This is a genomic window from Flaviaesturariibacter aridisoli (genome assembly GCF_004343705.1).
GTDB classification, from domain to species: Bacteria; Bacteroidota; Bacteroidia; order Chitinophagales; family Chitinophagaceae; genus Flavisolibacter; species Flavisolibacter aridisoli.
On record NZ_SKFH01000018.1, the window covers coordinates 1 to 20932 of the forward strand.

12 protein-coding genes are annotated in these 20932 nt (G+C 60.1%); 4 read left to right on the top strand and 8 right to left on the bottom strand.

Annotated elements, in window-relative coordinates; genetic code table 11:
- A partial coding sequence (locus E0486_RS11600; protein WP_165917301.1) for a beta strand repeat-containing protein occupies nt 1–4370 on the bottom strand: 4370 nt, incomplete at its 3' end.
- Nucleotides 4371–4738: 368 nt separating this feature from the next.
- Between E0486_RS11600 and E0486_RS11605 the strand changes: the two genes are divergently transcribed.
- On the top strand, nt 4739–5953 hold the full coding sequence (locus E0486_RS11605; protein ID WP_165917302.1) for a GAF domain-containing protein: 1215 nt from the start codon (nt 4739–4741) through the stop codon (nt 5951–5953).
- Here the strand turns inward: E0486_RS11605 and E0486_RS11610 are convergent.
- The 5 genes from E0486_RS11610 to E0486_RS11630 form a co-directional block, all read right to left on the bottom strand.
- On the bottom strand, nt 5950–7902 hold the full coding sequence (locus E0486_RS11610) for a protein-disulfide reductase DsbD family protein (protein WP_131852349.1): 1953 nt from the start codon (nt 7900–7902) through the stop codon (nt 5950–5952). The genes E0486_RS11605 and E0486_RS11610 overlap by 4 nt on opposite strands.
- A 69-nt stretch (nt 7903–7971) precedes the next feature.
- Nucleotides 7972–8424: a protein-disulfide reductase DsbD domain-containing protein gene (locus tag E0486_RS11615; protein WP_131852350.1), complete on the bottom strand. Its 453-nt coding sequence runs from the start codon at nt 8422–8424 to the stop codon at nt 7972–7974.
- Nucleotides 8425–8568: 144 nt separating this feature from the next.
- Nucleotides 8569–9249, bottom strand: coding sequence for a phosphoribosylformylglycinamidine synthase subunit PurQ (gene purQ, locus E0486_RS11620; RefSeq protein ID WP_131852351.1), 681 nt, complete (start codon nt 9247–9249; stop codon nt 8569–8571).
- Between the two features lie 109 nt (nt 9250–9358).
- Entirely contained in the window at nt 9359–10342 is a 984-nt protein-coding gene (locus E0486_RS11625; protein ID WP_131852352.1) for a hypothetical protein, read from the bottom strand.
- Between the two features lie 5 nt (nt 10343–10347).
- Nucleotides 10348–11874: a hypothetical protein gene (locus E0486_RS11630; RefSeq protein ID WP_131852353.1), complete on the bottom strand. Its 1527-nt coding sequence runs from the start codon at nt 11872–11874 to the stop codon at nt 10348–10350.
- 162 nt (nt 11875–12036) lie between these two features.
- Here E0486_RS11630 and E0486_RS11635 point away from each other — a divergent pair, with 162 nt between their 5' ends.
- Nucleotides 12037–14043, top strand: a complete 2007-nt coding sequence (locus E0486_RS11635; protein ID WP_131852354.1) for a KUP/HAK/KT family potassium transporter — start codon at nt 12037–12039, stop codon at nt 14041–14043.
- A gap of 98 nt (nt 14044–14141) precedes the next feature.
- Here the strand turns inward: E0486_RS11635 and E0486_RS11640 are convergent, their stop codons facing one another.
- Nucleotides 14142–15062, bottom strand: coding sequence for a S66 peptidase family protein (locus E0486_RS11640; protein ID WP_131852355.1), 921 nt, complete (start codon nt 15060–15062; stop codon nt 14142–14144).
- Entirely contained in the window at nt 15059–16087 is a 1029-nt protein-coding gene (locus E0486_RS11645) for a S66 peptidase family protein (RefSeq protein ID WP_131852356.1), read from the bottom strand. Before E0486_RS11645 ends, E0486_RS11640 begins: the two co-directional genes overlap by 4 nt.
- A 110-nt stretch (nt 16088–16197) precedes the next feature.
- Here E0486_RS11645 and metG point away from each other — a divergent pair, with 110 nt between their 5' ends.
- Complete coding sequence (gene metG / locus E0486_RS11650; protein WP_131852357.1) at nt 16198–18399, top strand: methionine--tRNA ligase; 2202 nt, start codon at nt 16198–16200, stop codon at nt 18397–18399.
- Between the two features lie 150 nt (nt 18400–18549).
- Nucleotides 18550–20925 (top strand): 3-hydroxyacyl-CoA dehydrogenase/enoyl-CoA hydratase family protein, encoded by a 2376-nt coding sequence (locus E0486_RS11655; protein ID WP_131852358.1) that lies wholly within the window; start codon nt 18550–18552, stop codon nt 20923–20925.
- Nucleotides 20926–20932: the final 7 nt, after the last annotated feature.

Here is a 20932-nt window from a genome sequence, read left to right on the forward strand (position 1 = left end):
GCGGTGCCGCCGGGGTTCACCTGCGACGTAGCCGTGGTCAGCGCCGTCACGGTGGGAAGGGCGTCGATACCGAAATCGATCACCGTATTGGCGGTTACGTTGGCACCGAAAGTAAAGGTGCCGTTGGCAAGACCGTCGCCCGTCGTGCCGGTGGTGCCTTCTGCCGTGTAGGTAAAGGCGGCCGAAGGCAGCGTCGAGGTCGTGGCCAGCGCCGTATTGGTCAGCACCAGCGTGTAGTCGCCTACGTTGTTCTGCAGGCCGTCGGCGGTGCTGAAGCTATAGGTACCGGCAGCGCTCACAGCTTTGGAGGCTACCAGCGTCGTGCCGCTCACGAGGTTCACATATAATTGACCGCCGGCGTTGCTGCGCAGCGTGCCGTTGATGATGCCGGCATCCGGGTCGTCGTATACCGAGCCCGAGATGCTCACGTCGCTCAGGGGCTGGCGGGCCGCGCCGCTGGCAAGGCTTTCCTTACCGGCATTGTCTACCGCGCGGTAGGGGATGTCTACGTTCACCGCACCGTTCACCGGGTCTACTTTAACGGCAGCCGCGTTGGACAGGTTGCCGTTGGCAGCCGTGGCAATATACACGCCGCCGGCCGGGAAGGTGGCCGACGTGTAGATGGTCGTGGTTACCGGGCCGCCGATCGTGGTGGACCCGATGAGCGTGATCGTCGTGGCATTGGCGGGGAAGTCGGTGATGTGCACGTAGCTGATGACGCCGCCGTTGGCTGCATCGGCATCGGTGCCGCTGAAGGCCGTGGCCGGAACGGTCACCGTGTTGGTGCCGCCGGGATTTTGCTGCGTCGCAGCGGTGGTTAGGGCCGTGGTAGCCGGCAGTGCGTCGACACCGAAGTCGATCACGGTACTGGCCGTGATGCTGGCGCCGAAAGCATAGGTGCCGTTGGGAGCGCCGTCACCGGTAGTGCCGCTCACACCTTCGGCGGTGTAGGTCCAGGCAGTCGAAGGCAGCGTGGAGCCGGTTGCAGTGGCCGCGTTGGTGAGCACGAGCGCATAGGTGGTGATGTTGTTCTGCAGACCGTCGGCCGTATTGAAGGAATAGGCACCACCGCTGACCGCCTTGGAAGCGACCACCGTATTGGTGGCGGCGTTGACCAGGTTCACATACAGGGCACCGCCGGCGCTCGAAATGAGCGGTCCGTTGATGGTGCCGCCGTTAACATCGTTGTATACCGAACCCGATACCACCAGGTCGGTGAAGGACACGCTAGCCGTTCCGGTGCTGGCCGACTCGATACCGGCAGCATCCACCACCTTATAGGAAAGCGCCACCGAGGCCGCACCGTTGACCGGGTCTACCTGAACGGCATTCGCATTGGACAGGTTGCCGTTGGCACCCGTAGCGATATAGAGACCAGCGGCGGGGAAGGTACCCGCTGTGTAGGTGGTGGTCGTTACCGCACCGCCGGCCGTCAGGGCACCGGTAACGGTAATGGAAGTAGCGTTGGCGGGGAACGCCGTCAGGCGCACATAGCTGATGCTGCCACCGGCCAGGTCCACCGCGTCGGTACCGCTGAAAGATGTGGCCGGAACAACGGCATTGTTCGCACCACCTGGATTCACTGCAGAAGTAGCAGAAACGGTAACCGCAGCAGGCAGGGCATCTATGCCGAAGTTGACATTGGGCTTGCTGGCCGTCACCGCGCCCAGCGTGATCACGGGGTTCGTGACGTTCAGGCCGGTGTTGATCGAACCGTTGTTGTTGTAGCTCACGTCGGTCCAGCCGGTAGCAAGCGCCTGCGTAATCGTGTTGAGCGCGACGCCGTCGGTAGGCTGCGCGGCCAGCGAGGCCAGGCGCACTTCATAGCTGTTGCCCGAAGGGACGTTGCTGAAGCTGTACCCCGTGGCGTTCGCCGTCACCGCCGTGGAGGCGTATACGGTCGGAACGCCCGAGTAGGTGCCGGAGGTCTGTACGAGCAGCGCATAGAGCGTCTGGCCCGCATTGGCCGGTGCGGCAAATACTTCCGAAGCGTCTTTGCTGCCGTTGCCGTTCACGTCGTCCCAAACATTGCCCGATACCACGATCGGAGCGGCCTGGGCGATGAAGTTGATGGTCACCGTGCTGGGTTGGGCGTTCACATCCGTAACGACGGCGTTGTCGGTGGCGCGGAAAGGAATCACCACGCTCGTGGTGCCGGCGCCCGTGGGGTCAACGACGATGGCCGGAATATTGGCCACCGGCACCAGCACACCGGCCACCGGGAAGGCCGTACAGGCCGACTGCGGCGGGCAGGTGCCGCCGTTGGTGTAAATGATCCCGTTGAGGCGAATGTAGTTGGCGCCCGTGGGGAACGAAGTAATGGTGATGGACGACACGGAACCGTCTTCGTCGGCATAGGTAAAACCGCCCGTGGTGGGCACTGTATAATAGTTGTAGCCGCCCGGGTTGGCCACGTTGCTCAGCGTGCTGCTGGCCGTGGTGGGCGGAAGCTCGATACCGAAGTTGGCGTTGGTCACGGTGGAAGAACCGAGGGTCACCACGATCTTACCGTCTACCAGGCCGTCGTTGCCGGCCGTGGCGCCGATGTTCTCACCGATGCTCTTATAGGTGCCGCTGCTGCCGCTCGGGTAGGAGGAAGCGCTGATGGCCGTTCCGGAGGTGACCGCGGCGTTGCGGAAATAAATGAAGTAGTTGCCCGGGTCAACCGTACCGAAGCTGTAGGCACCGCCGGCGGCGACGCCGACACCCGCTTTCACAGCCAGGCCGGTGCTTTGGCTTACAAGTACCGCGTACACCTGGTTGGCGGCTGTGGTCGGGGTACCGTTGGCGCCCACCGTGTTATCGGTAAGGCCGTTGGCGTCGTGGTACACGTTCCCGCTGATCGACACGCAACTCACCGTAGCCGAGAAGATGGCATCCGGACTGGCGAAATTGCTGGTGAAGGCGTTGACGGTAAAGTTGCGGGTGCCGTTATTGGCCGAAGTAGCATTGTTGCTGTATTGCAACGCGTCGAGCAGGGCCTCGATGTTGGCCGCCGTGCTGTTGGCGCGCGTGAATTTGAGAAAGCGCACGCCGCTGCGGGTAACCGCCGTAGCCGTATAGGAAATGCCGCCGAGGGTAACCGTGGTGGCGCCGAAATCGGCATTGAGGCTGAGCGTGGCGCCCGCCGTGGCGTTGTTGACCAGGATTCTTTCGTTGGCGCCGTCGAGGATGTCGGCGGTACTGAACGAAACGACGAGCGAATCGAACACGTTGTTGCTGGGCGTCGCTTCGTTGGTAGCCGACGCGCCATTGGTGAACGGCATGGCCGCCGAGCAGGCGGAAGCTTCATTGTTCACCCCCGTGGCGGTAGTGTTGAGATCGATGCTGGGGGCGGTGAAGGTCTGCGCCGTGGCGAAGGCCTGGCCGACGCTGAAGTCGACAAAGTAGTAAGCAAGCCCCGCGCCGTCGGCACCGAGTGTAAAGCTGAAGTTGCCCAGGTTGGCGTGAAACATCTTCACGCGGGTGGGGTCGGCGTACACGGTGCCGTTGTTGGTGTTAACGCTGGAGCGGAACCTGGTTCGGCCGCTGGCATCGAGCGAAGGCACCAGTTGCGTACCGCTGCCGAGCTGGTATTGGTTGAAATCGCCGGCGATCACATACTGGTTGCTGTTGGCGCCGCCGTTGCCGTCGATGTCGTACACGTTCGACACCACGTTCTGTAAAATCACCGCCGTGCCCGAGGGGTTGGTGCCCGCGTTGTAGGATCCGCCGAGGATGAACTGGAAATTAAAGGTGGCGCTGCCGGCCGCTCCGAAGTTGAACTGCGGGGCGAAAAATTCGGGCTGGTTGCTGTTGAAGTTGGTGCCCGAGGTGGCGTTCTGATCGTAGGTATCGAACGTACCGCCGGTACCCAGGATAAGTGCGCTGGTGGTAACGATACAATCGATCGTCTGGCCGCTGATCGTGGTCACACCCGAATAGAGGATCTTATCCCCTACCGTTTTGCCCCCGTTGGTGCCGCTTATCTGCGTGGCGTTCGCGCTGAGAAAGGATACCTGCGCGTTGGCATTGTTGTAATAGGAGTTGGTTACCTGGATACTGAGCGTCGTGTTGGTCGAACCCGAGGCGTTGGTGGCCGTCACCGTATAGGTAGTGGCGGCGCTGCTGGCCGTTGGCGAACCGGTAATGGCGCCCGTGTTGGTATTAAACGACAAACCCGACGGCAGTGTCGGCGAGATCGAATAGGTCGACACATTTCCCGACACCGTCGGCGTGAGGGCCACCGTGCTGATATTTGTCCGGTAAACGTTCGGCGTGGGATACTTCAATGCGGTGGGCGGCTGCTGGGCAAAGAGCAGGCTGCTGCACAGCACGAACAGGAGCAGCAGAACGGGTCTTGCCGCGCGGACAGGGTACACTTGGGCCATATGCATGTTGTTGAATAAGCGGGGGAAGCGGGCAGGAACTGCCGGCAGCGATCGGGTTTGGCTTCGGGTCATTGCGCTAAGCGGTTTCGGGAGAAAGCTCATCAGTACTTTTAGGTAGTATTACTTACGCAAAAGTATCCGGAGTCGATAAATACTTAGCTAAAAATAGCTGAAAGCCACTTTTTGCCCGGCCAAACCCCAATTAACATTTATTGAAATAAGTAGTAACTATTACTTGTTGACGAGCTGACCGAAAACTCTTGTTTTAGTTTCCGGCCCCGTCCAGCTCTGCTGATTACACAGGCATTATCAACAAACGTTAAATAGGTATTTTCCCTAAATATTAGAAAAAGATGTACCTTGTCCGCATGAGCGAGCATTTACCGGAAGAAGACCGCCTCCGTGCCCTCGAGCGCCTCGACCTGCTGGACACGCCGCCGGAAGCTGATTTCAACGACCTCGTGTCGCTGGCGTCCGACCTTTGCGGGGCACCGATCTCCCTGCTCACCCTGCTCGACCGCGACCGGCAATGGTTCAAGGCGGCCAAAGGCATCGGCATCCGCGAAACGGAGCGTTCCCTCGCCTTTTGCGACAAGGCCCTGCTGCAGGACGACATCTTCGTGGTGTCGGATGCCCAGACCGATCCCCGCTTTGCCGACAACCCCTTCGTAACCGGCGATCCCAACATCCGCTTCTATGCCGGCGCCCTCGTTCATTCGCCCGAAGGCCAAAAGCTGGGCACGCTGTGTATCATCGACACCCGTCCCCGCGAGCTCTCCTGGCGCGAGGCCAACATCCTCGGCAAGCTCGCCCGCCAGGCCACCCAGCTCATCGAGGTGCGAAGCCGTCGCCAGGAGCTGGAAGCCGCCCGCAGCCGCGAAGAAGCCCTCCGCGCACGAACCGACGAACTGCAGTTCCAGTTCCAGCGCCTCGCCCACCTGTCGCAGCTGCAAAACGAAAACCTCGGCGCCTTTTTCCAGAATGCGCTCGACCCGCTGAAAACAGGTCGTTTTACCAAGAAAGAAATCGCGGAGATCAACGAAAAGGCCGCAGCCCACCGGGAGCAGGTCGACGCTTATAATGAGGCGCTCGCCCTGCTGGCCGCTTACCGGCGCCAGGCCGGACCGATGCCTGCGGAAGCCATCCGCCTGCTCGATTTTGTACAGGATGTATTCCCCGCGCTCATGCCGCTCGTTAAGGCAAGCGGCAACCGGGTGCAGCCCTACATTCCGGCCGACCTGGAGTTGCGCCAGAACCGCGCCGCCGTGCACCTGATTTTCAAGGCTACGCTTGGCCTACTACTGGGGGCGGTCAGTAAAGCCGACATTTCCCTGGTGGCCAAAAGCCGCCCCGACGGCGTAGCGTTCAGCATCTCCATCCCGGAACACAATCTGGTGGAAGCCCTGCAGCGCTACTTGCCCGACGCGCCCCAGTTGGGCTCCGAAGCGCTTACGGGCCGCTCCTTCCATGTGGAGGTCGCCCTGCTGAAAGACCTGATTTTTGAAATGGGCGGCAACAAAGACGTGCACCCGCTCGGCAACCGGGGCACAGGCATCGAGCTGTTTCTCCCCCACGCTTTTTAAGGACGCTGGCGTTCCCGGTAGGCCCTGAGCCCGCAGTCGAGCCACTCGTTGAATTCCTTCGGATCCTGCGTGTACGACTTTGTACGTGTCAGCGCTTTTTCATCGGGGCTGATAATGGCATATTGCGGCTGCGAAACGGCGAAGAAGTTTTCCGACTGGAAGGTGGCCCACTTATCCCCTACCGTTTCAATCGAGCGCTTGTCGCCGCGGCGCGAGGTATACTCCTGCTGCAGGGCGGCGGGCAGGCGGCGGCGTTCGTCCACATACAGCGACACCACCACGAATTCTTTTTGCATCCGCTCCGACACCGACTTGTCGGTCCACACCCGTTCTTCCATCCGCCGACAGTTGACGCAGGCCCAGCCGGTAAAGTCGATCAGCAGGGGCTTGCCTTCGGCGCGGGCACGGGCCAGTGCGCCCTCGTAGTCGTTCTTCATGGGCTCGAAGGCCAGCTTGTGGCCGCCCTTCGTTGCGGGGTAAATACTGTAGTCGCGCGGCGGTGGGAACCCGCTGATAAGGGTCAGGTTGGCGAAGCGAGTATTGGTAACACCAGGAAGCAGGTACAGCGTGAGGGTGGCAAAAAGGGCGATAAACCCGATGCGCAGCGGTGTAAAGCGCCGCCGGCCTTCGCCCTTGAAGCGCAGCAGGCCCGTCAGGTACAGCACGATCCCGGCACCGATGAGCACCCAGAGACCGATGAATACCTCGCGGGGTAGAATGTGCCAACCCTTGACGAGGTCGGCGTTGGAAAGAAACTTGATGGCCATCGCCAGCTCGATGAAGCCGAACACCACTTTCAGCTCGGTCATCCAGCCGCCGCTCTTGGGCAGCGACTGCAGCCAGCCGGGAAAGAGCGCGAACAGCACGAACGGCAACCCGAGCCCGAGCCCGAAGCCCGCCATCCCCGCCGTCAGCTTCCAGGCCGCCTCCGGACCATTGTAGGAGCCGCCAATAAGCGCGCCAAGGATACCGGCGGTGCACGAGAACGAAACGATCGTCAGGGTCAGCGCCATGAAAAAGATGCCCCAGATATCGCTCACACCGGCCTTGGAATCGACCTTGTTGGCGAGCCCGCTGGGCAGCGTGATCTCGAAGGCACCGAAGAAGGAAATAGCGAACACGATAAAGATGGCGAAGAACACCAGGTTCAGCGGCACGTTCGTGGAGATGTTGTTCAACACCTCGGGCCGCGGCTTGAACAGGTGAAAGGGAACGCTGAGCAGGGTATAGATGAGAAAGATCGAAAAGCCGTAGAAGAAGGCGTTGAAGATGCCGCGCTTGCGGGAGGGCGCACGCTTGGTGAAAAACGAAACGGTCAGCGGGATCAGCGGGAAGATGCAGGGAAACAGCAGCGCGAGCAGGCCGGCACCCAGGCCGATAAAAAAGACGCTCCAGACGTTCTGGTCCGCGGTGCTCACATCGCCGCAAGGCGCCGCGGGATTGTTGATATCGATGGATGGGATGAGGATGCGATTCTGGACCGACACGCCGCCTTCGAGTGCCACGGTAAAGGGTGCCTCGGTACCGGGGTACAGTTCGTCGTTTCGGCCGTAAGTATACAGCAACGTGCCGCGGAGCTGCGCCGGTACGCCGCCGTTGAAGCGCAGGTCCACGCGCCATTCCACCGGGCCGTTGTTAACGGCCACGATGCGTTCATCGAAGAGCGGGCTTTTGAACTGGCTGCTGGCAACCGTCTGCGTGGTTACAGGAGAAGGCAGCACGCTGCTGTCGCCCAGCTTCAACTCGGCAAAGGCAAAGTCGCGGATGTTGGCCTGCTCGGGCTGGTACAGCTGCCAGCCGCCGGCGCCGGTGCTGTTGAAGCGAAGCTCGTAGTGATGGTCACCCAGCCGCTTTGCCGTTACGGTCCATTGATACGGTGCTGTACCCTGCGCCCAAAGGTCGGCAGAAAAAAGTAGGAGTACCAGGAAGGGCAGGATGCGGCGCAACATACACAGGTGATTTAAAACAACAAACGGATCCTGTAAAGAATCCGTTTGCAAAGCACGTATAAAAACAGTTTAATTGAGCGCGAAGGTAAACGGCACCGTTTCAGGACGCAGGCACTTGTCGCCATTGCAGGTCTGGAACTCGAGCTTGCCGGTGACGGCGGTCTTCGCCCGGGCCTTCAGCTTCACCACCTGCACAAAATCCACTTTGTTGCTGTACTGGTGCGCCGTAACGTTGAGCACTTTGTCGTTGTACTTTTCCAGCTTTCCCTTTTCCCTCACATTACCCTCGAAAGCGAGCAGGGGGTTCTTGTTGAAGGCGAAAGTAGTCGGCAGCGCAATGGCGTCTTTCGGCTGGTCCTGCGCATACAGGTGCCACTCCTTCTGGATGGAAGCGGTCATATGCAGCTCGTAGGTTTTGTCGTTGATCTTCCTGGTGGAAAACGACCAGCTGACAGGGTTCTGCGCCGACACGGCGGCCGACACCAGCAGGAAAAGCGTAAGGGTAAAGGCGAGTTTTTTCATAATCGAGGACTGTGAAACAAATTTCGGAAACAAATCGGAGCCGCACTGTTAAAGATTCCGGAGCAAGGGTTTAGGAGGTGTAGGAGTTGGTAGCGAACCGGCTTGCCCATTAACTAACCAACCAATAGACCACGAAACCAGACCTCAGGCACCAACGTATTCCTGCAGCGCCGAAAAGAGTACGCCGAAGATCCTGCGCCCATCGGTATTACCGAGGAAGGTAGAGCAGGCGCGCTCGGGGTGCGGCATCATGCCAAACACATTACCCTCTTCGTTGCAGATGCCGGCGATGTTGCGGACCGAACCGTTCGGGTTCGCCTCGGGTGTTACGATGCCCTCTTCGTTGCAGTAGCGGAACAGCACCTGCCCGTTGCCCTCAATGCAGTCGAGGGTTTCCGGGTCGGCGTAATAACGCCCCTCGCCGTGGGCGATCGGAATCTGGTACACAGTGTCGCCACGGTCTTTAATGAACAGGTTCTTGCAGATGTATTGCTGGTTGTTGTTGCGCAGCAGCGCGCCCGGAAGGAGGCCGCTTTCGCACAGGATCTGGAAGCCGTTGCACACACCCAGCACCTTGCCGCCGCGCCGCGCATGCTCCGTAATGGCGCCCATGATGGGACTGAAGCGCGCAATCGCGCCGGTGCGCAGGTAGTCGCCATACGAAAAGCCGCCGGGCAGCACGATACAGTCGTCGGTGCCGAAGACCGAAAGGTCCTGGTCCTTATGCCAGAGCATGACGCACTCCTGGCCGAGGTCGTGCACGAGGGCATCCTGCATGTCGCGGTCGCAATTGGAGCCGGGGAAAACTACAACGCCAAATTTCATAAGGCAAAGGTAGTTTGGAGTCAGGAGTTTGGAGTTTGGAGTTATTGACAAACGTGGAAAATAACAGGGTTTTAATGGCGCCCCTTCCCACTTCCGACTTCCCACTTAATTACTTCCTGATCATACTCACGCCGTACTGCAGCGCCAGGATGTAGCAAAGGATCACGAAAAACAGCAGCAGCGGCGTCCAGCGGCGCGCGGGGTACAGAAAAGCGCAGGCATGGAAGGCGGCCAGCGGCGTGGCCACGAGCAGCCAGCCGGTATACAGTCCGTCGTTGTTGAAGAATGGGATACCGAGGGTCAGCAGGAGGTAAAACAGCGCGAGGCTCCAGTTTTTTCGCGCCTGGATCAGCATCTTCCGCAGGTTGGCCTGCACATAGAAAGAGCCGAGCAGGAAGGGCATCACCAGCAATACGATGGAGCCGAGCAGCAGGTAAGACGGCCGCTTCTGGATAATGCCGAAGTGCAGCCAGGGCACCAGCGCACGCCAGCTCAGCGTGTCGTAAAGAAACAGCCCCACCCCGTAGAAATACGTGGGAGTGAGCACGCCAAGCAGGTACAGCAACAGCTCCTGTGCCCGGAAGGGACGCAGTACCATCAGTCCGAGCAGCGCGATGACGCCGAAGAGCAGCGCCGGCGCAAAGAAAAAGCCGGCAAGTCCCGTCAGTAGCCCGATGTTGAAAATGCGGCCACCGGCCCGTGGGGCGGCATACAGGCGCAGGATGAGGCCGAAGGCCAGCACCAGCAGCGTGTTGGCGCAGAGCGGCGCCGACAGGCGGCTCCACTCGGGCAACAGCGAGGTGATGAGCAGGTAGGAAAGGGCCGGCAGGAAGGTCTGCCGGCTCATCATGCGGTACTGGTTCACGAACGAATTCATCGCCAGTGCCGCCACGAAGAGGAGCGTAAAAGCCAGCAATCCCGCCAGCACGGGCGGCGCGCCTTTGAGCTGGGCGGTAAGCAGCCGGAACATCGGACCGTCGGAGGGAGCGGTCTGCAGGGCTGTGCCGGTAAAGAGGGGCAGCTTCAGCAGCAGCCCCGTAATAAAAAGAATCGCGATCGTTCCGGGCGCTTTCTGTTTAAAGAGTGCAATCACTAGGATTATGGATTGGTATAGTCAACTTTTGCAAAGCAAATATAGTTGCGATAGTAACAGGGCACAATAAAGGTGCGCGCCGACACCTGCTTGCCGTAACGGGGCAGGAAGTCGAAGTTGCGGTCCAGGTTCTTCAGCGTCGGGTTGCGGGTCATGGCGCCGTCGGGCGTCAGCACGTAGTCGTTGAGCAACTGCACGCGCTTTTCGTCCTGGTTGAACAGGAAGTGCAGCGCCCCGCCGGTGTTCATCACCTGGTAGGATATGGCATCGTCGGCGTCGTCGTTGAACTGGTTCTTGTGGATCACCGAGCTCCACTGCAGCTTGCCCGTGGGGTCGAAAGACAGTACCGTGATGTTGTCGGCGTGGTAGCGCACCGCCTGGTTGCTGTTGTAGCGGTTGCGCCAGTACCAGCTGTTGTAGGGCGAATAGTTGTAATAGCCGTAGTTGCCGAAGCCGTAGGGCGACCCGTAGAGGTAGTCCCAGCGGTTCCAGTTGTTCAGGCGCGATGTGGTGTAGTAGCTCTCGGCGCCGATAAGAAAGCCGCCGTCTTTCTTGACAATGATGTTGCGGATGAAATAGTCGTTGAAGGCCATCCGCGAGTTAGCGTCGCCGCGGGCCTCGCGGCGGATGTCGTCGCCGAGGGCGGTAGCGCTTTCCAGCACCGGGCGCTTTGTGGCCTTGTCCCACACGTAGAAATAAAAGCCCTCGATATTGCCGCGGCGCTTCGTGTAATAAAAGGAGGTGAGAAAAATCCGCTTATTGGGATTGTCGGCTTTGATCTTGATCTCGTCGAGGAAGATCTTGTCTAGCCTGATATCCGATACGTACAGGCTGTCGGAGCCGGCCGCTTTGTAAAAGAGCGAGGCCTGGCCGATGTTGTCGTCGTTGACGCGGGTAAAGCGGGTGAATACGAGGTCGCCGTCGTTGTCGAGCTGAAACTGGCCCAGGTTATCGTCGCGCTCCTCCATCGGGATATTGTGCATGCTGCGGCCCAGCTCCCTGAGGCTGCTGTCGAGCAGCACCGTACTCAGGCGGTAGAGGCTTTTGTTGCGCGAGTTGATCTTAAATACCATCAGGCGCGCTTTGTCCTCGCTGCCGATGACGCTGTAGATCTTATTATTGGTGACGGCATTGATGTGGGCGGTGTCGAGCAGCTGCGGGTCACCCAGCTTTCGACCCAGCTCGTCTACCTTCACCGATTCGCAATAGACCACGTTCTTCCGCTGGTATTCATAGACAACGAAGGCATGGTCGGGGTAGTTGAAAAAGTCGACGTTGATGAGGCGGTCTTCGGGCAGGTAGGCCTGCACTTCGGTGGCTACATCCTTCATACCGTTGTCAAAAGCGGTGATGTAGCTGCGGCCGCGGTTGTTCTTATACACGAGGTAGTTGGCGCCCACCTTGCCGATGACCTCGAAGGTGGTCCGGCGGTTATCGTCGCGGGCGGGCTCGGAATACACGATCTTCTGGGCGCCGGCGGCCAGGGTGAGCAGCAGGGCAGGTACCAGGAACGAATAGCGGGTAAGACGCATGGGACTCGTGGGTTTTCAGGCTAAAATTAGGGGTTCCGCCCCTTTAAACGGGGTTAAACTTCGGCTTATTGCCGGCCGCGGAGAACAGCACCGTTTTTTCTGTGGGGATGTGGTCTTTCCGCTACCTTTATGCGCTAAAGACACTCACAACCGGCTCATCAAATGCCTTCACAACATAACAGCAAGGCGACCCTCGGGGGTCTGCTCATCGCACTCGGGATCATTTACGGCGACATCGGCACCTCCCCGCTTTACGTACTCAACGCCATCACCCGCGACCGCGTCATTACCGAAGGCCTCATCGTCGGAGCGCTTTCGCTGATCATCTGGACGCTCACGCTTCAAACCACCATCAAGTACGTCATTCTTACCCTGCGGGCCGACAACCGCGGGGAAGGCGGCATCTTCTCGCTCTTCGCACTGGTGCGGCGGCGGAAGCGCTGGCTCGTGGCCCCGGCCATGATCGGTGGCGCGGCGCTCCTCGCCGACGGCATGATCACGCCCCCGGTGACCGTTACATCGGCCATCGAAGGTCTCCGGCAGATCCCCACGTTCCACCACATCAGCCAGTGGACGGTGATCTATATCGTCATCGGCATCCTGTCGGCGATGTTTTTCCTCCAGCAATTCGGATCGGCGCTCATCGGCCGCTTTTTCGGCCCGGTGATGATGGTGTGGTTCCTCATGCTGGCGGTGTTCGGCGTGTACCACCTGTCCGACTACCTGCCCATTTTTAAAGCCTTCAACCCCTATTACGGCTTCAAGCTCCTGGCCTCGCACAGCAACGGCTTCTTTATACTCGGCGGGGTTTTCCTGTGTACCACCGGGGCCGAGGCGCTCTACTCCGACCTGGGGCACTGCGGCAAATGGAACATCCGGTACTCCTGGATCTTCGTCAAGTGCTGCCTGATCCTGAATTACCTCGGACAGGGCGCCTGGCTGCTCACGGCCCGCTACAAGGTGCCCGGCACCAACGAGCTGGTACCCATCCTGGGCCACAAGGTGACGCCCCAGATGATCGAGGGCGGCTTCAACCCTTTCTTCGGCCTCATGCCCGAATGGTTCCTGTACTTTGGCATCACCATCGCTACGGCGGCGGCCATCATCGCCTCGCAGGCCCTCATATCGGGCTCCTATACGTTGATTTCCGAAGCGATGCGCCTCAACCTCTGGCCCAAGCTGCAGATCAAGTACCCCACCGAGGAGCGCGGGCAGGTATATATCGGCGGCGTCAACCTGATGTTGTTCGTGGGCTGCGTGGGCATCGAGCTGTATTTCAAAAAATCCTCCGCCATGGAAGCGGCCTACGGCCTGGCCATCACGCTCTGCATGATCGCCACGTCCATGCTCTTTGCCAATTACCTCGTGCTGCGGCGCGTCAAACCGGCCTTCATTTACCTGTACCTGTCGGTGTACCTCACCATCGAGTTCGGCTTCCTGTTCGCCAATGCCGACAAATTCCCGCACGGCGGCTTCGTGACGCTGATCGTGGGCGGCTTCCTGTTCTTTGTGATGTACGACTGGTTCAAGGCCCGCAAGATCAAGAACCGCTACGTAGAATTCGTGCGCCTCGATGACTACATCCCGAAAATCCAGGAGCTGAGCAACGACCGGTCGGTGCCGAAGTTCTCCACCCACCTCGTATACCTCACCTCGGCCGACAACCCGCGCGAGATCGAGCACAAGATCATTTACTCCATCCTCAACCGGAAGCCGAAGCGCGCCGACATCTACTGGTTCGTGCACGTAGACACGCTCGACGATCCGTATACGATGGAATACAAGGTGGACCATATCATTCCCAACGATATCATCCGCGTGGAATTCCGCCTCGGCTTCCGCGTGGAACCGCGCATCAACCTGATGTTCCGCAAAGTGGTAGAAGACCTCGTGAAGAACCGCGAGGTGAACATCACCAGCCGCTACGAAAGCCTCGAGCGCAGTAAGGTGGTGGGCGACTTCCAGTTCATCGTGATGGAAAAATACCTGAGCCAGGACAATGAGCTGCCGCTTTTTGAGCGGGTGCTGATGAAGTTCCACTTCTGGTTGAAGGAAGCTTCCCTCTCCGAAGAACGCGGCTTCGGCCTCGACGTCAGCAATGTGACCGTGGAGAAGTTCCCGCTCATCGTGGCCCCCGTGACGAACCTGAAGCTGCGAAGGGTGGAATAGGCCGCACGCAGATAACGAAGATGAGTAATTCAAAATAGTGAAAGCCATCGCATTGCGATGGCATTTACATTACCTGCGCGATCCGCGCTATCTGCGGGTCACTTCTTTATGCGCTCCTCCAGCCGCACTTCCTCGCGCTCCACGCGCAGCGCATGCAACACACCGTGCTTCAGCGCTACGTTATCGGCGCCGTGCGACACGGGAAAATCGTAGCACACCGGGTATTCGTACCCCGAGACGGCATCGCGGATGATTTCATAAACGTCCTTACCGAAGGGCCGCGGTGTGTCTTTAAGGTCGGTGAAGCCCCCCACCACGAGGCCCGCGAGGCGGGCCAGCTTGCCGCTGCGCTTCAGCTGCTGCAGCATGCGGTCCACGTTGTACAGGTATTCGCCCACGTCTTCCAGGAACAGGATGGTCTTTTTGGTTTTCAGCTCCGAGGGCGTGCCGATGCAGTGCGCCAGCAGCGTGAGGTTGCCGCCCACGAGTGCGCCCTTCGCATGTCCCACCCGGTTGTAGGGATGGGCGGCGACGGTGTACGAGGAAGGCTCGCCCGCCAGCGCGGCCTGGAGCGTGGCCAGCGAGGCGTGGCCGGGGCCGTCGGGATTGAAGGCCGCGGCCATGGGGGCATGCAGACCGGCGATGCCGTACTCCTGCCACAACTGGCTGTGCAGCACCGTGATGTCGCTGAACCCGATGATCCACTTCGGATGCTTGCGCAGGGCCTGGAAATCGAGCTGGTCGATTATGCGGCTGATGCCGTAACCGCCGCGGGCGCAGAGGATGGCCTCCACCGACGGGTCGTCGAGGAAACGTTGCAGGTCGATGCGGCGCTCGTGGTCGGCATCGGAAAAGTAGTTGCTTGACTGGCTGTGGGTCGTGTCGCCCAGCTTCACGGTGTACCCCCACTCCTGCAGGGTGTCGATGCAGGCGCTCATTTGCTCGAGAGCCATGAAGCCCGAAGGGGCGGTGATGCCGATGGTAGCGCCTTTGGTCAGTGGTGGCGGGATCTTGCTCATAATGAATCGGTAAGGGTGGTGCCCGCGGCGTCGACCGTCAGGCGGTGGCGCAGGCCGCACCGGAGTGCGAAATTAGCACGTTGGTGACCAACGGGAAAATTAAACCCGACCGGGTAGTCCACCGGACCGATCCGCTGCAGTACGATATCGTACAGGTCGCGGCCGAATTCTTCGCCCGGGTCGTCGGGCTTCATCCGGAATCCGCCCACGATCAGCCCTCCCAGCCCGCACAGCTTCCCGCTGCGGTGCAGGTTTTGGAACATCCGGTCTACGCTGTAGGGATACTCGCCCGTGTCTTCCACGAAGAGGATCTTTCCCTTGGTGTCGATGTCGGAGGGCGTGCCCGCCAGGTTTTCCAACGTGCGCAGGTTGCCGCCCACCAGGACGCCGGCAGCCGTTCCGGGACGATTGCGCTCAAAGGCCGGAACGCGGTACGAGAGCGGCTTCCCGGCGAGGGCATCGCGAATGGACAGCACGGTGTCGCGCTGCACCGGTTCGGCGGCGGCCCAATCGTCCGGGAAGGAGTTGCACATCTTTGAATGGATCGTGGCGATGCGGCACTGGCGGTGAATATGGCTGTGCAGCACCGTGATGTCGCTGAAGCCGATGACCCACTTCGGGTGACGTTTGAAGCCCGACCAGCTGAGGCCGTCCACGATCCGCACGGCGCCATAGCCGCCACGGGCGCAGAGGATGGCGTTCACCGATGGATCGTCGAGCAGTTGCTGCAGGTCGAGGCAACGCTCGTCGTCGGTGCCGCCGAAGGAAAAGTCTTTTTTGCCGATGCTGCTGCCGAGCCGCACGCGGTAGCCCCAGGAGCGGATTTGCTGCAGCGCGGGTTGCAGCTCGACTTCGGTGATGGCGCCCGCCGGCGAGGTAATGGCGATGGTATCGCCGGGCTTCAGGAAAGGCGGGCGGCGGACCGGGGCCTCTTCCTCATCGGGAACGAAAGCGGCAGCCGCTCTGGGGCCGACGCTGCCGGCGAGCAGGGTACCGAGGGTGGCGAGAAAGGACTTACGTTGCATCGGCTCAATTTACGGCAATGCGACCGAAGGGCTCCTTCCGCCCGCAGGCCTTCACCAATCCTCAAAACCTTCAAAACCTTCAAAACCTCCCTAAACGTACATTTGTCGCGATGACAACTCCCAAGCGCTACTTAATTACCTCTGCCCTCCCCTACGCCAATGGACACAAGCACATCGGCCACCTGGCGGGCGCCTATATTCCCGCAGATATTTACGTACGCTACCTGCGCGCACAGGGCCGCGACGTGGTGTTCGTGTGCGGCTCCGACGAGCACGGCACCGCCATTCCCATCCAGGCCATGAAGGAGGGCACCACGCCCCAGGCCATCATCGACAAATACCACGCGATCATGAAGGAGAACTTTGACGACCTCTCGGTCTCCTTCGATGTATACGACCGCACCTCCGCACCGGTGCACCACGAAACGGCCTCCGAATTCTTTACCTACCTCAACGACCGCGGCGAGCTGATCGTAAAGGAAAGCGAGCAGTACTACGACGAGGCCACGGCCACCTTCCTCGCCGACCGCTACATCAAGGGCACCTGCCCCAACTGCGGCTTTACCGGCGCCTACGGCGACCAGTGCGAGAAGTGCGGCACCGCCCTCAGCCCCGACGAACTGATCAACCCCGTAAGCACGCTATCCGGCAACCCGCCGGTGAAGCGCGCCACCAAACACTGGTACCTGCCCCTCGACAAATACGAAGGCTGGCTCCGCGAATACATTCTTGAAGGACATAAAGACGACTGGCGCGCCTCCGTGCTCGGGCAGTGCAAAAGCTGGATCGATGCCGGCCTGCAACCCCGCGCCGTTACCCGCGACCTCGATTGGGGCGTCAAGGTGCCGCTCGCCGACGCCGAAGGGAAAGTATTGTATGTATGGTTCGATGCGCCCATCGGCTACATCTCCGCCACCAAAACCTGGGCGCAGCGCGAAGGCAAGGACTGGAAACCCTACTGGCAGGATAAGGACACCAAGCTGGTGCACTTCATCGGCAAAGACAACATCGTGTTCCACTGCATCATCTTTCCGCTGATGCTGAAGCTGCACGACTACATCGTTCCCGATAACGTGCCGGCCAACGAGTTTCTCAACCTCGAAGGCGACAAGATGAGCACCTCGCGCGCCTGGAAGCTCGATATGCAGGATTACATCGACGACTTCATCAAGAAGGCGAACGGCGGCCCCGCGCTGGCCGACTGCCTGCGGTATTACCTGACGAGCATCGCCCCCGAAACGAAAGACAGCGACTTTACCTGGAAGGGCTTCCAGGACGCCGTCAACGGCGAGCTGCTGAACAAGTTCGGCAACTTCCTCAACCGCACGCTGGTGCTGATGCACAAGCTCACGGGCGGAAAGGTGCCGAAGTGGCACGCCGATATCGTTACAGAACGGGACAACAACCTCATTAAAGAAATCCAGAATTCGAAAGCAAAAGTGGAACACCTGCTCGAGGAATACAAGTTCCGCGATGCGCTGAGCGAAGTGATCGCGCTGTCGTCGCTGGGCAACGTGTACCTGCAGGAATGCGCCCCCTGGTCGGTGGCCAAAAAGCTGGCCGAAGGCGGCTCCGTGGCCGAGACCGCGCAGAAGGAGATCGACAACTGCCTCCACCTGTCGTTGCAACTGAGCGCCAACCTGGCCATCCTCATCAACCCCTTCCTGCCCAATACGGCCAGGAAGATGTGCCACCTGATGAAGGTCGTGGACGGCATGCTGGAGTGGAAGAACGCCGGCTCGCTGAAGCTGCTCTCGGTGGGCTATTCGCTCCGCGCGCCCGAGCTGCTTTTCCGCAAGATCGAGGACGAGGAAGTGGCGTACCAGGTGGAAAAGCTAAAGGCGGGCATGGAGGCGTCGAAGGCGGCGCAAGAGGCAGCGATCGTGAGCCGTGAGGCGTCAGGCGTGAGCGATGCTTCGGACATCGGCGCTTCGACTGCGCTCAGCGTGACAAGTGCAGCAACAACGACCGTAGCAGAAACCAAATCTGAAATCGTCTATGACGACTTCGCCAAAATAGACCTGCGCATCGGCACCGTGACGGCCTGCGAAAAAGTGCCCAAGGCCGACAAGCTGCTGCAGCTGACCGTGGATATGGGCAGCGAGGTGCGTACGATCGTATCGGGCATCGCACAGCACTTTTCGGTGGAGGAGATGATCGGCAAACAGGTACTGGTGGTGGCCAACCTCGCGCCCCGCAAGATGCGCGGCATCGAAAGCCAGGGCATGATCCTGACGGCCGAACAGCCCGACGGACGATTGATCCTAGTGGGTCCGAACGACCGCACGGAGCCGGGATCGGGTGTGCGTTAAGCCGCCCGCAGATCGCGCAGATAACATTGCCAAAGGCGTCGCAAATGCGACGCCTTTGGCGTCATTGCGAGCGCAGCAACTTCCCACTTCCGACTTTCGAACTTGTTTTTGCTTACTTTTAGCCTAAATAGTTGCATAACTAACTAATTTATGGACAAGCGCATCATAAAGAAGGTAGCCGTACTCGGCTCGGGCGTTATGGGAAGCCGCATCGCGTGCCACTTTGCCGGCATCGGCATTCCCGTATTGCTGTTGGACATCGTGCCGAAAGAAGCACAGGAAAGCGACAACAAAGCAGCCCGCAACAAGATCGTCAACGACGCCCTGGCGGCCGCGATCAAAAGCAACCCCTCGCCCATCTACACCAAAGACGTGGTGAAGAAGATCAGCACCGGCAACTTCGACGACAACCTGAAGGAGATCGCTTCCTGCGACTGGGTAATCGAAGTGGTGGTGGAGCGCCTCGACATCAAGCAATCGCTCTACGAGCGCGTGGAGCAGCACCGCAAGCCGGGCACGCTCATCACCTCCAACACCTCGGGCATCCCCATCCACCTGCTGGCGGAAGGACGCTCGGCCGATTTCAAAAAGCACTTCTGCGGCACGCACTTCTTCAACCCGCCGCGCTACCTGCGCCTCCTCGAGATCATCCCCACACCCGATACCGATCCCGCCATCGTCGACTTCCTGATGGACTACGGCGACCGCTACCTGGGCAAGACCACCGTACTGGCCAAAGACACACCGGCCTTCATCGCCAACCGCATCGGCGTATGGGGCATGATGGCCATCTTCGGGCTCATTGATAAAATGGGCCTAACCATCGACGAGGTGGACGCCCTTACCGGCCCGCTTATCGGGCGCCCTAAATCGGCCACCTTCCGCACCGCCGACGTGGTGGGGATCGACACGCTGGTGAAAGTGGCCAAAGGCGTGTACGACAACTGCCCGCAGGACGCGCAGCGCGAAACCTTCGCCATCCCTTCCTGGCTCAACAAGGTAGTGGAGAACGGATGGCTCGGCGACAAGTCCGGGCAAGGATTTTTCAAAAAGACAAAGGGCGCCGGCGGTGAGAAAGAAATTTTGACCCTCGACCTGAAAACATTGGAATACGGCCCGCGCGTAAAGCCGAAGTTCGCTTCGGTGGACGCCGCCAAGCCCCTGGAAGACCTGAAGCAGCGCCTGCAGCTGCTGACAAACGCGCCCGACAAGGCCGGTGAGTTCCTGCGTCATTTTCACTACGGCCTGTTCTCCTATATCTCGCACCGCATCCCCGAGATCTCCGACGAAGTATACCGCATCGACGACGCCATGATGGCCGGCTTCGGTTGGGAGATCGGCGCCTTCGAAAGCTGGGACGTGCTCGGCGTAGAGCGCTCCGTGGGCAAAATGAAGGAAGCGGGCTACACAGTAGCCCCTTGGGTGGAAGAAATGCTGGCGGCCGGCAACAAGTCCTTCTACAAAGTAGAAGGCGGCCGGCGCCTCGCCTACGATCCTGCTTCGAAAACCTACAAGCCCATCCCCGGCGGCGGCGACTTCATCGTGCTGCGCCACAATAAGGAAGTGTGGAAGAACAGCGCCGCCCAGGTGTTCGATATCGGCGAAGGCGTGCTCGGCCTGCAATGGCAAACGAAAATGAACTCCATCGGCGGCGACGTGCTGGCCGGGATCAATAAGGCCATCGAGCTGGCCGAAAAGGGGTATAAAGGACTCGTGATCGCCAACGAAGGCCCCAACTTCTCGGCGGGCGCCAACGTAGGGATGATCTTCATGCTGGCCGTGGAGCAGGAATACGACGAACTCGACTTCGCCATCCGCCTCTTTCAGAACACGATGATGCGCGTACGCTACAGCTCCGTGCCCGTGGTGGTGGCCCCGCATGCCCTCGCCCTCGGCGGCGCCTGCGAGATGAGCCTCCATGCCGACAAGTGCTGCCCCGCAGCGGAGACCTACACGGGCCTCGTGGAGCTGGGCGTGGGCCTCATCCCCGGCGGCGGCGGCACCAAGGAATTCGCCCTCCGCGCCTCCGACGAAATGCACGAGGACGAGCCCGAGACCATTACGCTCAAGAACCGCTTCCTCACCATCGCTACCGCCAAGGTGGCCACCTCGGCCCTCGAAGGCTTCAACATCGGTGTGTACCGCAAGGGACTGGATGAGGTTGTGTTCAACCCGGGCCGCCGCATCGCCATCGCCCGCCAGTCGGTGACCGACCTCTACGATGCCGGCTATGTGCAACCTGTTCCCCGCACCGACGTGCGCGTGCTGGGCCGCTCCGCCCTCGGATCGCTCTACGCCGGCATCCACGGCATGACCACCGCCGGCTATGCCACCGCCCACGACGCCCTTGTAGCCCGCAAGCTCGCCTTCGTGATGTGCGGCGGCGACCTCTCCGAGCAAAGCCTCGTTTCGGAGCAATACCTCCTCGACCTCGAGCGCGAAGCCTTCCTCAGCCTGTGCGGGGAGCGGAAAACACTGGAGCGGATACAGGGTGTATTGAAGAATGGAAAACCGGTGCGGAATTAAGGGCAGA